Below are 14,896 nucleotides of genomic sequence, written 5' to 3' on the forward strand. Positions count from 1 at the left end.
TATCTTATTTTGTTTTATTAATAATTTCATAATATATATTTAGAAAGAGAGGTATTAAAATGGGGAAAAGTATAAGTTACTCAGCTATACTAAGCGTTTTGGCGGTATTATTATTTTCAGCTCAAATGTTTATACCTGTATTTGGTATTTTAATTTCTTTTTTTAGTTTAATTCCGCTTGTATTGGTATATGAATTGACGGATATGAAATATTTTATTATTTCTGTAATAACTACGGGTTTTTTAATTTTAATGATAAATGATCTTTTTGGAATGATATTTTTTACCACATTTTTACTTCCGCCGGTTTTGGGGTTGGTAGTTGATAAAAAAAAGAAAATACTCCACATTTTATTTTTTCTCGTACCAGTGGCGTCTTCCTATTTTATGTATAAATCTTTTTTTAATGTAGTAATATTCAGATATCTTTGGCCGTTAATTGGAGCTGGTGCATATATTAGTATAAAATTTTATTATAGTAGAATATCAAAACTTATTCTCAATAAACTACCTACTATATTTTATCAAAAAAAGGCGTAAAAATGAAATAAAAATAATAATTTAAATATAAAAAATAAAAATGAGGTGAGAGATATGGATTATATTGATCTTGTTATAGAAAAAATGGTATATGGAGGATATGGGTTTGCCAGATATGACAATAAAATTTATATGGTTGAACATGCATATCCTGGTGAGTTTGTAAGGATAAAAACAAAATATAATAAAAAAGATGTGTATTTTGCAGAAGTTGTTGAATATCTTGAAAAGGCACCATATAGGAATAGACCGGTATGTCCGCATTTTTATGAATGTGGTGGTTGTCAATTATTGGATATGGATTATTCAAAACAATTGGAAATAAAAAAAAGCATTGTAAAAGAACAAATGAAAAGAATTGGTAAAATCGATGAATCTCTTGTAGAAAATGTAGTGCCATCTGATGAAATAAACCATTATAGAAGCAAAATGGAATTTGCATTTGCTTATAAAAATGGTGAAGTAAAATTAGGATTAAAACAACGAAATAGTAATGAAATTATAGATATAAAAAATTGTTTATTAGCTCCAAAAGAATTTAATAGAATAATTACAGAGGTAAAAAAAATATTTGAAGCTCTGGATATGAAGATATACAATCCAAAAAGAAAAAAAGGTGAATTTAAACATCTTGTATTAAGAAAATCATTTTCAAAAAATGAGATTATGGCTATCTTTATAACAAAAACAGAATACATTTCTAATTATAAGAAGTTTAAGGAATTAATATTAAAAAATATAAAAGCAGATTCTTTTATCCATGTCATGAATGGTTCTGATTCTGTTGTTTTAAGAGGACCATATAAAACATTAAGAGGTGAAGGAGTAATAAAAGAGGATTTTGATGGTTTTGAATATCAAATTCCACCAACAGCATTCTTTCAAAATAATTATTTTATAACGAAGAAAATTTTAGAGGAGTTTGTTGAAATAGTAAAATCTGAAAAAATTTCTGGAACAGCATTAGATTTATATTCTGGAGTTGGACTATTTTCAATATATCTTGCCCCACTATTAAAACACATTACAGGTGTTGAAAGTAATAATGTGTCTGTAAAAGCTGCCAAAGCAAATGCGAATATAAATAACATAAAAAATGTTAGTTTCGTAAAAGAAGATGTGGAAAAATTTATAGAAAATTATGATAAAAAATTGGATTTAATCATTCTTGATCCGCCAAGAAGTGGATTGAGTAAGAAAATCTTAACAAAGATAACAGAATTGAAACCTAAATATATCTTTTATTTATCCTGTGATCCAAGCACTCTGGCAAGAGATCTATCAAAAATGCAAGAATTCTATAATATAGAAAAAATAAAGCCTTTCGATATGTTCCCAAATACTTTTCATATAGAAAATTTTGCGTTTTTAAAGTTGAAAAACAGTAAATAAACCTGATTATTTTAATTTTTCTTTAGATATTGAATTGAGACACCTTTTTTTGGTATAATATGTATTGTTAAAATTAAAAATTGGAGGGAGGCCTTTCCATGGAATTTATTTCAAGGATAAATGTATTACCAAAAGTGCCTGAAAATTTAAAAAAATTACCAGAATTAAGTAGAAATCTCTGGTGGACCTGGAATTATGATGCACAGGAGATTTTTGAAAGAATTGATGAAGATTTATGGGTTGAAGTAAATAGAAATCCTGTTGCATTTTTAAAAAAGGTAAGCCAGAAAAAATTGAACGAGGCAGCGCAAAATCAGGCTATATTGAGTTTATACTCTCAGGTAGTGGAAAAATTTGAAAATTATATGAAAGCTGAAAATACATGGTTTAAATCCACACATAAACAATATAAAGGTGGAGAATTTGCATATTTTTGTGCTGAATATGGATTACATGAATCATTTCCAAATTATTCTGGAGGATTAGGTGTATTAGCTGGTGATCATTTAAAATCAGCAAGTGATTTGGGAATTCCATTGGTTGCTGTTGGACTTTTGTATAAACAGGGATACTTTGAACAAAGGATTAATTCTGAAGGCTGGCAGGAAGCTATTTTTAATCCTTATGATTTTGATAATTTTCCTGTAGTTCCAGTAAAAGATGATGAAGGAAATGAAATTTATATAACAGTAGAAATGGATAATAGAAAAGTTTATGCGAAGATATGGAAATTATCCGTTGGAAGAATAAATTTAATTTATCTTGATACAGATATTCCGCAAAATGATCCTGAAGATAGAATGATTACCTACCAATTATATGGCGGGGATCAGGAAATGCGAATAAGGCAGGAAATGCTTTTGGGTATTGGAGGAGTTAGAGCATTAAGAACTCTTGGATATAACCCATCGGTATGGCATATGAATGAAGGTCATTCTGCATTTTTAGGTTTAGAAAGAATTAGAGAATTTGTTCAGGAACACGGTTTAACATTTAGAGAAGCAGTTCAAGCAGCAAAAGCTGGTGCGGTATTTACAACACATACTCCTGTTCCAGCAGGTCATGATGCATTTCCTTTTCATTTAATGGATAAATATTTCAAAGATTATTGGCCACAACTTAAAGCATCAAGAAGGGAATTTCTTGACTTAGGAGCTGAAATAAGGGCTGATGGTTCTGAATTATTTTCAATGACAACATTAGCTTTAAATTTATCCTCAAGAGCAAACGGAGTAAGTAAATTACATGGTGAAGTATCACGGGATTTAGCAAAAGACATATGGAAAGGACTTGAAGCAGTTGAGGTTCCAATTACACATGTAACAAATGGTGTTCATGCAACAACATGGATTTCCAAAGAATTACAGGATTTATTTGCTCATTATCTTGGAAAAGACTGGCATGAAAAGATTGATGATCCTGATTTATGGAAAAAAATTGATGAGATTCCAGATGAAGAATTATGGAATGTAAGAAAATCTTTAAAGAAAAAATTAATTGAATTTGTACATCAAAGAACTAAAGAACAAAGAATGAGACATGGTGAAACAGTAGAACAACTTGAAGAAATAGAAAATATTCTTAATCCAAAGGCTTTAACAATAGGTTTTGCAAGAAGATTTGCAACATATAAAAGAGCTACATTAATTTTTAAAGACCTTGAAAGGCTCAGTAAAATTTTAAATAATCCAGAAAGACCTGTTCAATTGATTTTTGCGGGTAAAGCACATCCGGCAGATAGACCAGGTCAGGAATTAATAAAAAGAATTTACGAAATTTCAAGAATGCCTGAATTTAAAGATAAAATAGTATTTATTGAAAATTATGATATGAATGTTGCAAGGCATTTAGTAGCCGGTGTTGATGTATGGCTTAATAATCCACGAAGACCAAGAGAAGCAAGTGGAACAAGTGGTCAAAAAGCTGGTATGAACGGTTCTCCGAACTTTAGTGTTCTTGATGGTTGGTGGGTTGAAGGTTATAATGGAAAAAATGGATGGGCTATAGGTGATGAAAGAGATTACACAGACCTTGAATTACAGGATAGAATAGATAGTTCATCAATGTATAATACTCTTGAAAAAGAAATTGTACCTCTTTATTATGACCATAATGAAGAATTGGGAGTTTCAAGAGAATGGATAAAAATAATGAAAGAATCTATAAAATCAGTTACATCATTCTTTAATACACATAGAATGCTCAAAGAATATACACAAAAATTATATATGACTGCAGCGGAATTAGGAGAAAAGTTTGTAAAAGATAATTTTGAAATAGCTAAGAAATTCTCTGCTTGGGTAGAAATATTGGAGAAAAACTGGGGAAATATTAGAATAAAAGTTCTTTCAAATGTAACTGAAGACATTGAATATTCAACTGGTGGAAAAATAGAAGTAAAAGCAGAAGTTTATTTACCGGGAATTGGGCCGGATTCTGTACTTACACAAATTGTTGTAGCAAAATTGGAAGACAACAAAATAGTTACATTAAAATCGTTTGATATGAAGTTGAAAAAAGAAGTAAATAAAGATACATATTTGTATGAAGGTGAATTTGAAATAGATGAAAGAGGGCAGTATGGCTGGAATGTAAGAGTTATTCCATATAATCCTATAATGCCATATCAACATTATTTAATAGGTTTTGTAAAATATCCACAATAAGATAAAGGCGGCTTTTAAAGCCGCTTTTTTTACGTTTATGCTGAAAGAGGTTGTTTGTTTTTATTTTTAAAAATATTTTTAATTTCTATATCGAAAATATATTTAATATATCTTTCTAATTCTTCAATTGAATTAATAGAAGTTAAATCTTTTTCTGTGATAGCATTTTCCAGACCAATTAATTCGAGGTAAAACTTATTATTATCTGGATTAATAAAGAATTTTTTAAAATAATGCTTTTTTTCTTCATACCATTTTACTAATTCACCACTTTTTATCATATTATTTCCTCCTTTTAGTATTTTTATACTTTTTAATTACTACATCATAATCAATACATTTATATATTACTATATTTTTTTCATTAATACAATTAAGAAAGAGTAACTTTAATGTTACAACTCTACTATAAGGTAGAAAATGGTGTATAATATAAGTGATATAAAAAAAGTGAGGTGAATAAATTGAAGAATGAAATTGGAGAAAGAATAAAAAAATTAAGGGAAAGAAAAGGAATATCAAGAGAAAAACTTGGAGCTATTATCGGAATAGCGGGAAATAGTGTATATAGAATTGAAGCAGGTATTAACAAGCCTTCAGCTGAAGTAATTATAGAATTGGCAAAATATTTTGATGTAAGTACAGATTATTTGCTAGGATTGGATAATATATCAGGTAATGACACTTATGTAAGAGTGGAAATGAAAAAAATTCCTGTATATGAAAAAGTTGCTGCAGGAGTGAGTGGTGCAGCACAACCAGTAGATTATCCTATTGATGAAATTTATATACCAAAAGGTTGGAAAGGAACATTTGCAGTTGAAGTTGTTGGGGATAGTATGGAACCAGAAATAAAAGAAGGTGACTACGTAATAGTTGATCCGGAATCGTATATAGATTCAGGAAATAGGGTAATAGCATTATTAAATGATGGTGAAGACGCATTGGTTAAAGTATTCAGGAAAACATTTGATGGAACTATAATGTTATATAGTTTAAATCCGAAGTATGAACCAATTATTTTAACTCCAGATTTAAGATGGAAAATAATTGGAAAAGTTGTGAACTTATATAGGAGATATTAATATAAAAAATAGGAGCTTAAGCTCCTATTTTTTATATTATGGCGGAGAGGGTGGGATTTGAACCCACGGACGGGTTGTGCCCGTCACACGCTCTCCAGGCGTGCGCCTTCGACCGCTCGGCCACCTCTCCAGCATATTTAATTTCCATAATATTTTATCATATACATTGATTTTAGTCAACTACTTTATTTAAACGAAATTAAAATTTATTATTAATCTTTTTTCGTTCTCATTTGTAAATAATCTTTTAATTTTTTTATATCTTTATTATCAATTTTTTTTATATCTCCGGGATTAGGAACTTCATTTACAGTCCAAGGACCAAACTTAATTCTTTTAAGTTTTAGTACATTATATCCTAATACTTTAAACATTAATCTTACCTGTCTTTTTTTTCCTTCATGGATACTAATAATTACTTCTGAATATTTTCCTTTTTTTCTAATTTTTTCAATTTTGGCAGGTTGAGTTTTATAATTTTCTATAATTACCCCATTTTTAAGTTTTTCAATATCTTCGTTTTTTATATGTTTATTAATTAATACTTTGTATGTTTTATAAATCTTTTTTTTGGGGTGTAAAAGTAAATTAGCTAATTCTCCGTCATTAGTAAGGAGCATTAATCCGGAAGTATTATAGTCCAATCTTCCTACATGAAAAACCTTTTCAGGTATTTTTCCTTTTATTAGATCAGTAATAGTTTTTCTTCCTCTATCATCGGAAAGAGAGGATAAATATCCTATAGGTTTATGCAATAAATAATATACATAATTATCTATATCGTTTATTTTTTCTCTGACATATATTTTTTTATTATTTATTTCAATAATATCTTTATCTGAAAGCAAAAACCAGGGTTCTTTGATAGTTTTTCCATTTACTTTTACCTTTCCCGAGATAATCATTTCTCCAACTTTTCTTCGAGAACCTTCACCTATCTTCTGGAGAAATGTCTGAAGTTTTATCAATTTTAGCACCTCTTAACTCTTCTATAGTTTTTTCTGGTAATAATTCAAAAAAAGTCTCTGAAAGATCATAAACAAATCTATTTTTTGTATTGTTTTTTCTTTTTTTAACAATTAATCCCATTTCCATAAGTTTTTTTATTTGATGGTATGATGATTTTCCGCGTGATTTTTCTATTTCTGTTGTAGAGGATGGACCGTTTAAAAGTAAAATAGCAAGAATTTCAAATTGTGATTCAGTAAGAGAAAATGTTCTTGGGCGTGGTTTTAAAATAGATTTTATTTCACTTTTTATAGTAAATCTATATTTTCCTTCAAACATTTCCAGTTCTATTCCATGAAATTCTGAATTATAATGTTTCCAAATTTCAATTAAAATGCTATTGACTTTTTCTTCTGAAATTTCCAATTTTTCTGAAATTTCTTTTACAGAAAAGCCGGAACTTTTTGAAAATAACATAGCTTCAACTATAGGGATAAGATGCTTATTCTGCACCTAATGTCACCTCTTTTTTAGAACGAATAAATTCGTAATTTTCATTAATATAATGAATGCCATTTCTTACAAGTGTCAATGATGCAAGAAAATAAACTATAAATCTCAATCTATTTTTGTTTGAAAGGATATACAATTCTTGTAAAGTAAATCTTTCCATTTTTTCAAGTTCTTCTATAGCTTCTTCTACTGTAAAACCTTCACGTAATATTTCTAATTTATGCTGAAGCCGTATATAATCTGTCATATATAAGTCTAACTGTTCATAAATTTTCTTTTTATCAAATCTCATAGCCTTAACTCTAATGGGTTTCTTAGTATTATTTTTTCCAAAATTATCCTTAAGTTTTTCCATAGCTTTCTTTATTTGATCATAATCCTCGATAATATTATATAATGTATTTTTTTGACGTGTAAACTCTTTATCTTCATTGGCTTTTGGTAATAATTCTTTTGATTTTAATAAAGTTAGATAAGATGCAATTCTTAAGAACTCACCAATATCATTTAAATTGTCATAATTTTTTTCTATATATTCGTTAAATATATCAGCAATATAAGATACCGGTAGCATACGCACCGGTATCTTTTTTTCTCTTATAAGGTCAACTAAAACTTCAAAAGGGCCTGAAAAGATATCCAATTCAATATTTATGTCGGAAAACATATAATCACCACCTGAGGTTCATAGCCTCCTTAACTTCTTCCATAGTTTTTTTCGCTACAGCGGAGGCCTTTTTATTACCTTCATGAATCACATTTAAAACATCTTCATCTGAAATTTTTTCGTATTTTTCCCATATTGGTTTTAAACGTTCTTCCATATTTTTTAATAATAATTTTTTACATTGAACACAGCCAATATCAGCAGTTGTACATCCTTTTACAACCCAATCCAGCTCTTCTTGATTTAAAGTAAATGCTTTATGATATTCCCAAACAGGGCATTTTTCTGGAGTGCCAGGATCTGTTCTTCTCATTCTTGCAGGATCTGTCATCATTGGCATTATCTTTTTCTTCAATGATTCGTGGTCTTCATCTATCATTATAATGTTTCCATAACTCTTTGACATCTTCCTACCATCGGTACCAGGCAATTTTGGTATTCTTGTAACAATTGGTTCTGGCTCCGGAAATACTTCTTTATATAAATTATTAAATCTCCTTACAATTTCTCTACTTAATTCAATATGATAAACCTGATCTTCACCAACCGGAACGCCTGTTGCTTTATATAAAATAATATCAGCAGTTTGCAAAACTGGATAAGTTAAAAATCCAGCAGTTGATAAATCCCTATTTTCAAGATTTTCTTTTAAATCTTTATAAGTTGGTATTCTTTCTAATCTGCTAACAGAAACGAGCATATTTAATAAAAGATATAATTCGGCATGTTCCTTAATCGCAGATTGAACAAATATTACAGATTTTTCTGGATCAATTCCAGCAGCAAGATATCCTCTTACTATATCAATTGTAGATTGGTATATCTTATGACTTTCTTCTTTGTGAGTGGTCAATGCATGCCAGTCTGCAACAAAAAAGAAAGTTTCATTTCCTTCATCCTGCAATCTTTTCCAATCTTCTAACACCAAAACATGACCAAGATGTAATTTTCCAGTTGCACGCATACCACTTAAAATTCTCACATAAAACCCTCCTTTTTTCCCGTTTACTCTTTTTATTTTACCACATTTTGTGGTATTATATACTATGAAAAATAAAAATTCAAGGGGGTAACTTAAATGAAAGATTCAAATGCTCAACAGAAAAGAGGTTTCTCAAATAATTTTATTTTGATAGCCTTATTATTTATACTGGCAATAAGTATTGTAAATATTTTTATGGTTAAAAATATGAAAACAAATTTCAAGGTAATAAAAAGCGATAATTATTATTATATAAATGACGATAAAAGCGTTGTAATGTTTTCTAAAGTTGAAATTCAGGCTGAAGATGAAAAATCTTATAACCGATTAATTGAAAATTATGATAAACCTGATGAAGAAAAAAGAAAGGCATATGAACAATTTTTATCAAAATTAACAGAAAATACAGGGCGTGATTTCAAATTAGTATCTTTAGAATCATCATTGACTACAAACAATAATAATTATACAATATATGTCAATGAAAAAGCTGTGATTTTTGGATTTATTAAAGATTTAGGTAATAACAAATATGAATTTTCTCTTAATTCACAAAAAATGAATCTGGCAAATTCTACATTATATATTTATAAACCTAAAAATTGGGAGTTTATTGAAACATATCCTCAGCCAACAGAAATTACTGAAGATTATTTGTTATGGAAGGATGCTGGCGAAATTGAATTTCCAACAATAAAATTAGAAAGGGTTGAAAAATGATAACGCTAATCATTTTTATATGGTTAATAGGATTATCTATTATATCTCTTATTAATCTCTCCTTATTAATTTCATTATGGAAAAAATTTAATAGTTTTTCTATAACAATTGATTCTTCCATTGAGGATCAAACAAATACTTTATTAGCACGTTTTCAAAAAATAACCTCGTCAAGACTAAGGGCTTTAGATAACAAAATCGAAATTCTTGATCAACTTATAAAAGATGCCGATGAAGCATATATGAAATCTTTTTCGATGCTTACTGATCTTGAGAAAAAAACAGATGAGCTAAAAAGAGAAAGAACAAATTTAAAGATAAAACAGGAAAAAAGAAGATTAGCGGAATCGTCTTCGCCTATGAAAGAGAAACATATCCCAAAAATAGATTATCAGCAACGTGAAATATCAATTGGATACAACAGAGAAAATATTGAAAAAAATTATAAAACACATGTAATTGAAAAAGAAATTGAAGAAGAAAAAAGTCCGGAACAAATTTTAAAAGAAAAAATAATTGAATATTATGATAAGGGAATGAGCATACAGGAAATTGCAAAAATGCTTGATAAAGGATCAGGTGAGATAAAACTTATAATAAACTTATACCATAAAAATAAAAAATAAAAAATTTAGTTGTTATAAAATATAGGGAATAGCCATTTGACTATTCCCTATATTTTATATTAAAATCTTACTTTTAACTCTTTATTAGCAACCTTTTCATCTAATCTCCTAACAGGTGTATTTCGAGGGGCACCTTTTAGAATTTCTGCATCTGATTTTGCTTCTTCTAATATTTTATGCATAACATCTACAAAATGGTCTAATTCTTCTTTAGATTCTGTTTCTGTTGGCTCAATCATCATAGCTTCATGCACAATCAATGGGAAATAAATTGTTGGTGGATGAATGCCATAATCAAGCAACCTTTTAGCAAAATCAAGAGTTTTTACTCCATATTCTTTTAAGAATGTTCCATCGATGATAAATTCGTGTTTGCATACTTCATCATAAGCAATTTTAAATTCTTTTTCCAATTTCTTTCTTAAATAATTTGCATTTAATACAGCCATTTCACTTGCGAATTTTAATCCATCATGACCCATTGAAAGAATATAAGTATAAGCTCTTACCATTACAGAGAAATTTCCATAGAATGTTCTTAATCTTCCGATACTTTTAGGGATATCATAGTTTAAATAATATTTTCCATCTTCATTTAAGTCTACAACTGGTTTAGGCAAATAATCTTTTAATTTAGCTTTTACTCCAACAGGCCCGCTTCCAGGTCCACCCATTCCATGTGGAGTTGAGAAAGTTTTATGAAGGTTAACATGAACTATATCAAATCCCATATCTCCAGGTCTAACCTTACCCATTATTGCATTTAAGTTAGCTCCATCATAGTAAAGAAGGGCATTATGTTCATGAGCTAATTTTGCAATTTCAAGAATATCCTTTTCAAATAAACCAAGAGTATTTGGATTTGTAAGCATGATAGCTGCTACAGTATCATCCATTTTTTCTTTAAATTCTTCAAGGTCAACCCTTCCATCAGGACCTGATTTTACTTCAATAACATCAAAACCAGCCATTTTAGCTGATGCAGGGTTTGTTCCGTGAGCTGAGTCAGGCAAAATAACCTTTGTTTTATTTGTATATCCATTATCATCGATGTATTTTCTTACAATAAGCATTCCTGTAAGTTCACCATGAGCACCTGCTGCAGGTTGTAATGTAACAGCATCCATACCAGTGATTTCGCCAAGGTAATTCTGAAGATTGTACATTAATTCAAGAGCACCTTGAGTATATTCTTCATCTATATATGGATGTATGTTGTTAAATAATCCAGCCATTTCTTCGTTAATCATAGGATTATATTTCATTGTACATGAACCTAATGGATAAAATCCACTATCAACAGAATGATTCTTTCTTTCTAAATCATTGTAATGTCTTACGACTTCAAGTTCAAAAACCTGTGGAAGATTTGGTTTTTCTTTTCTAATTAATTCATCTTCCATTTCGATTTTTTGTTCTGGTACATCTAATTTAGGCAATGAAAATGATGTTCTTCCTTCTTTTGACTTTTCAAAGATTAATTTCATCGATTTCACCTACCTTAGAAATCAAGTAGTCAATTTCTTCTTTTGTATTTAATTCAGTTGCGCAGAATAAACCATAATTATTTAATTCATTATAGAATTTTCCAAGATTTAATGGACCAACAAATTTTTCTTCATATAATTTCTTATTAAATTCATCAAGATCGAATTTTGGTTTTAAAACAAATTCATTAAAGAAAGGTCCTTCAAATACAGGTTCAAACTTTTCTGTTTCCATTAATTTTTTAGCAAGATAATGTGCTTTTTGATAGTTTTGATATGCGATTTCAGCTAAACCTTCTTTTCCAACAACACTTAGATAAACGGAAGATAAAACAGCCATTAAAGCATGGTTAGAACATATATTTGAAGTGGCTTTTGCTCTTCTGATGTGTTGCTCTCTTGTTTGAAGAACCATAACAAAACCTCTATTTCCATCAGCATCTACAGTTTCACCTATAATTCTTCCAGGCATCTGTCTTATGTATTGCTTTTTAGAAGCAAAAAATCCAAATGTTGGACCGCCAAAAGACATATAATTTCCAATAGATTGTCCTTCGCCAACTACAATATCAGCACCAAGTTTTCCGGGTGCTTCTAATAATCCAAGTGCAATAGGATATGCATTAACTATAAGTAATACTTTTTCTGGTAATACTTCTTTTATAGCTTTTATATTTTCCACAACACCAAAGAAATTAGGATATGAGATTACTACGGAACTTATATCTTCTGTTAATTTTGATTTTAAATCTTCTATATCAATTCTTCCTGTTTTTTCATCATATTTTACAGTTTCTAATTCCAGATTCTGTGATTCTATGTATGTTCTTGAAACCTCAATATATTCAGGATGTAAGGAAGAAGCTACTAAAGTTTTATATTTTTTATTTATTCTTGAAGCCATTAAAATAGCTTCTGCTACAGCACTTCCTCCGTCATACATTGAAGAGTTTGCAACTTCCATACCTGTTAATTCACAAATAGCAGTTTGAAATTCATATAATGCTTGTAATGTACCTTGAGAAACTTCAGCTTGATAAGGAGTATAAGCAGTTAAAAAATTTCTTTTGGTTGCAAGTTGATATACAGCTGAAGGAATATAATGTTTATAAATTCCGGCGCCCCTAAACATTGCATATTCATCAAGATTTATTGTTCTATTAGCCAATTCCATAATTTCTCTTCTTACTTCAATTTCTGATTTTGATTCAGGAATATTTAAATCACCTTCAAAAAGTTTGGGAATATCTGAATATAATTCCTTAATATTTTTAATTCCAATAACTTCCATCATTTCTTTAATATCTTCTTCTGTATGTGGAATGTATGGATATTTTTTCACCAATGTCACCTCACTTTTAAAATTTCAAAAGACCCGGAAAACCGGGCCTGAAATTATAGAGAATTCTTATATTCTTCTTCAGATAATAATTCGTCTAATTCGCTTTCATCACTGATTTCCATTTTTACAATCCAACCAGCATTTTCTGCATCATCATTTATTAGTTCAGGAGAAGCATCAAGTTCTGAATTTACTTCAATTACTTTTCCTGAAACAGGAGAGTAAACATCACTTGCAGATTTTACTGATTCAACAGCACAAAGAGCTTCACCTTTTTTGATTTCTTTTCCTTCTTCTGGTAAATCAACATATGTTATATCTCCAAGTTCTTCTGCTGCATGTGCTGTTATACCAATTGTTGCAATGTTACCTTCTACTTCTACCCATTCATGTGTTTTTGTATACTTTTTCATTCTCATACCCTCCTAAAGTTATTTTCTTGTTTTTACACTACCTCTGTAAAATGGTATTTTTATTACTTTTGCCTTAACCCTTTTATTTCTTATTTCAACTTCAATTTCTGTATCTTTCTTATAATATGGTTTATTTAACATTGCTAATGCGATTGGCTTATTTAATGTAGGAGAAACTGTTCCACTGGTAATAAATCCAACTTCTTCATCACCAACAAAAACTTTATAACCATGTCTTGGAATTCCTTTTTCAAGCATTTCTATTCCTTTTAATCTTCTTCTAATGCCAACTTCTTTTTCCTTCAATAAACCTTCTTTTCCAATAAAATCCTTTTCGAAGTCAACAGCCCATTTTAATCCAGCTTCTAAAGCTGTTATTTCATCATTCATATCATTTCCGTATAATAAATATGTTGCTTCTAATCTTAAAGTATCTCTTGCACCAAGTCCTGCTGGTTTTCCATCGTATTTAGGAAGTAATTCCAATAATTTTCTCCACATTGGAACTGCTGCCTCTTTATCAAGATAAATTTCAAAACCATCTTCGCCTGTATAACCTGTTCTTGAAATTAAACATTCAATTCCGTTAATTCTTCCTTCAGTGAAATTATAATATGAAATATTTTTCAAATCAACCCCTGAAATTTCTTGTAACATTTCTTCAGCTTTTGGTCCTTGAACAGCAATTTGTGCAATATTATCAGAAATATTTTTAACTTCTACTTCAAAATCTTTTGCTTTTTCAGCAATCCAATTATAATCTTTTTCAATGTTAGAGGCATTTACAACCAACAATATATGTTCATCAGAATACTTATAAGCTAATAAATCATCTATAACTCCACCATTTTCGTTAAGCATTGGAGAATATACGATTTCTTCTGGTTTTATTTTTTCAACATTATTGGTTATTAAATAATTTACAAACTTAACAGCATCTTTACCTTTTATATCAATTTCACCCATATGAGAAACATCAAAAATTCCAACGTTATTTCTTACAGCATTATGTTCTTCCTTAAGTGAAGAATACCATACTGGCATTTCCCAACCACCAAATGGAACCATCTTTGCTCCTAACCTTACGTGTTCGTCATACAAAGGTGTTCTTTTTAAATTTTCCATTACTCTGCCTCCCTATTTTCAAGAATTTGTTTTGCAACATTATAATCTTCTTCATTTACATAAAGATTCATTATTGTGCCATTACCAAAAAATTCGCTCCCAATACCAATTTCTTTAGGAGCTTTTAATAATACATTTATTCCATTTGATTCGAGCAATTGTTTTATCATTTGAGCTTCAAAGTCATTAATGTGAGATTTTAAAATTTTCCACATTTTCACACCTTCTTTCAAATTCTATTATACATCTAAAATTTGTTTTTATAAAGAAAAGAAATTTTATAAAAAACATGGTATAATATCAATAAACGGCGATAATTGAAAAAAATTTCATATATTCATAGATTTTCATGTTTAATAACTTTTAAGGAGGGAGAGACAAAATGCCTCAA

At 29.2% G+C, this 14,896-nt stretch carries 16 protein-coding genes and 1 tRNA gene; 6 read left to right on the top strand and 11 right to left on the bottom strand.

Going from position 1 to position 14,896, the window contains the following annotated elements:
• The first annotated feature begins 59 nt into the window (after window positions 1–59).
• From MARPI_RS00645 to glgP, 3 genes are all read left to right on the top strand, one after another.
• Window positions 60–539, top strand: a complete 480-nt coding sequence (locus MARPI_RS00645) for a YybS family protein (RefSeq protein ID WP_014295657.1) — start codon at window positions 60–62, stop codon at window positions 537–539.
• Window positions 540–593: 54 nt separating this feature from the next.
• Complete coding sequence (gene rlmD, locus MARPI_RS00650) at window positions 594–1,931, top strand: 23S rRNA (uracil(1939)-C(5))-methyltransferase RlmD (RefSeq protein WP_014295658.1); 1,338 nt, start codon at window positions 594–596, stop codon at window positions 1,929–1,931.
• Between the two features lie 98 nt (window positions 1,932–2,029).
• On the top strand, window positions 2,030–4,597 hold the full coding sequence (glgP, locus tag MARPI_RS00655; RefSeq protein ID WP_014295659.1) for an alpha-glucan family phosphorylase: 2,568 nt from the start codon (window positions 2,030–2,032) through the stop codon (window positions 4,595–4,597).
• 35 nt (window positions 4,598–4,632) lie between these two features.
• On the opposite strand, the gene MARPI_RS00660 is transcribed toward glgP, so the two are convergent.
• A complete protein-coding gene (locus MARPI_RS00660) occupies window positions 4,633–4,878 on the bottom strand; it encodes a hypothetical protein (protein ID WP_014295660.1) in 246 nt (81 codons plus the stop codon).
• A gap of 183 nt (window positions 4,879–5,061) precedes the next feature.
• Between MARPI_RS00660 and MARPI_RS10565 the strand changes: the two genes are divergently transcribed.
• Entirely contained in the window at window positions 5,062–5,682 is a 621-nt protein-coding gene (locus MARPI_RS10565; protein WP_014295661.1) for a LexA family protein, read from the top strand.
• Between the two features lie 39 nt (window positions 5,683–5,721).
• Here MARPI_RS10565 and MARPI_RS00670 read toward each other — a convergent pair.
• The 5 genes from MARPI_RS00670 to trpS all read right to left on the bottom strand — a co-directional run bounded on the left by MARPI_RS00670 (window position 5,722) and on the right by trpS (window position 8,792).
• A tRNA-Ser gene (locus MARPI_RS00670) sits at window positions 5,722–5,812 on the bottom strand.
• A gap of 82 nt (window positions 5,813–5,894) precedes the next feature.
• Window positions 5,895–6,650 (bottom strand): pseudouridine synthase, encoded by a 756-nt coding sequence (locus MARPI_RS00675; RefSeq protein ID WP_014295662.1) that lies wholly within the window; start codon window positions 6,648–6,650, stop codon window positions 5,895–5,897.
• Entirely contained in the window at window positions 6,613–7,143 is a 531-nt protein-coding gene (scpB, locus tag MARPI_RS00680) for an SMC-Scp complex subunit ScpB (RefSeq protein WP_014295663.1), read from the bottom strand. Before scpB ends, MARPI_RS00675 begins: the two co-directional genes overlap by 38 nt.
• Complete coding sequence (locus MARPI_RS00685; RefSeq protein ID WP_014295664.1) at window positions 7,133–7,810, bottom strand: segregation and condensation protein A; 678 nt, start codon at window positions 7,808–7,810, stop codon at window positions 7,133–7,135. Before MARPI_RS00685 ends, scpB begins: the two co-directional genes overlap by 11 nt.
• Window positions 7,811–7,814: 4 nt before the next feature.
• Window positions 7,815–8,792 carry a tryptophan--tRNA ligase gene (gene trpS / locus MARPI_RS00690; RefSeq protein ID WP_014295665.1) on the bottom strand — a complete coding sequence of 326 codons (978 nt, stop codon included), beginning with the start codon at window positions 8,790–8,792 and terminating at the stop codon, window positions 7,815–7,817.
• A 96-nt stretch (window positions 8,793–8,888) separates the two neighbouring features.
• Here trpS and MARPI_RS00695 point away from each other — a divergent pair, with 96 nt between their 5' ends.
• Together MARPI_RS00695 and MARPI_RS00700 are read left to right on the top strand one after the other, a co-directional pair.
• A complete protein-coding gene (locus tag MARPI_RS00695; RefSeq protein ID WP_014295666.1) occupies window positions 8,889–9,512 on the top strand; it encodes a DUF4897 domain-containing protein in 624 nt (207 codons plus the stop codon).
• Window positions 9,509–10,138, top strand: coding sequence for a DUF6115 domain-containing protein (locus tag MARPI_RS00700; RefSeq protein ID WP_014295667.1), 630 nt, complete (start codon window positions 9,509–9,511; stop codon window positions 10,136–10,138). Before MARPI_RS00695 ends, MARPI_RS00700 begins: the two co-directional genes overlap by 4 nt.
• A gap of 59 nt (window positions 10,139–10,197) precedes the next feature.
• Here the strand turns inward: MARPI_RS00700 and gcvPB are convergent, their stop codons facing one another.
• Genes gcvPB through MARPI_RS00725 form a run of 5 tightly spaced genes read right to left on the bottom strand, consistent with a single transcriptional unit; the run spans window position 10,198 to window position 14,720 of the window.
• Window positions 10,198–11,625 carry an aminomethyl-transferring glycine dehydrogenase subunit GcvPB gene (gene gcvPB, locus MARPI_RS00705; protein WP_014295668.1) on the bottom strand — a complete coding sequence of 476 codons (1,428 nt, stop codon included), beginning with the start codon at window positions 11,623–11,625 and terminating at the stop codon, window positions 10,198–10,200.
• The gene (gene gcvPA, locus MARPI_RS00710) at window positions 11,609–12,967 is read right to left on the bottom strand and encodes an aminomethyl-transferring glycine dehydrogenase subunit GcvPA (protein WP_014295669.1); all 1,359 of its coding nucleotides are present in this window, start codon (window positions 12,965–12,967) and stop codon (window positions 11,609–11,611) included. Before gcvPA ends, gcvPB begins: the two co-directional genes overlap by 17 nt.
• 53 nt (window positions 12,968–13,020) lie before the next feature.
• Window positions 13,021–13,386, bottom strand: a complete 366-nt coding sequence (gene gcvH, locus MARPI_RS00715; RefSeq protein WP_171814206.1) for a glycine cleavage system protein GcvH — start codon at window positions 13,384–13,386, stop codon at window positions 13,021–13,023.
• A gap of 12 nt (window positions 13,387–13,398) precedes the next feature.
• A complete protein-coding gene (gene gcvT / locus MARPI_RS00720; RefSeq protein ID WP_014295671.1) occupies window positions 13,399–14,505 on the bottom strand; it encodes a glycine cleavage system aminomethyltransferase GcvT in 1,107 nt (368 codons plus the stop codon).
• Complete coding sequence (locus MARPI_RS00725; RefSeq protein ID WP_014295672.1) at window positions 14,505–14,720, bottom strand: putative signal transducing protein; 216 nt, start codon at window positions 14,718–14,720, stop codon at window positions 14,505–14,507. The genes gcvT and MARPI_RS00725 overlap by 1 nt, the downstream gene beginning before the upstream one ends.
• Between the last annotated feature and the right edge of the window lie 176 nt (window positions 14,721–14,896).

It is taken from the genome of Marinitoga piezophila KA3 (assembly GCF_000255135.1).
Classification (GTDB): domain Bacteria; phylum Thermotogota; class Thermotogae; order Petrotogales; family Petrotogaceae; genus Marinitoga; species Marinitoga piezophila.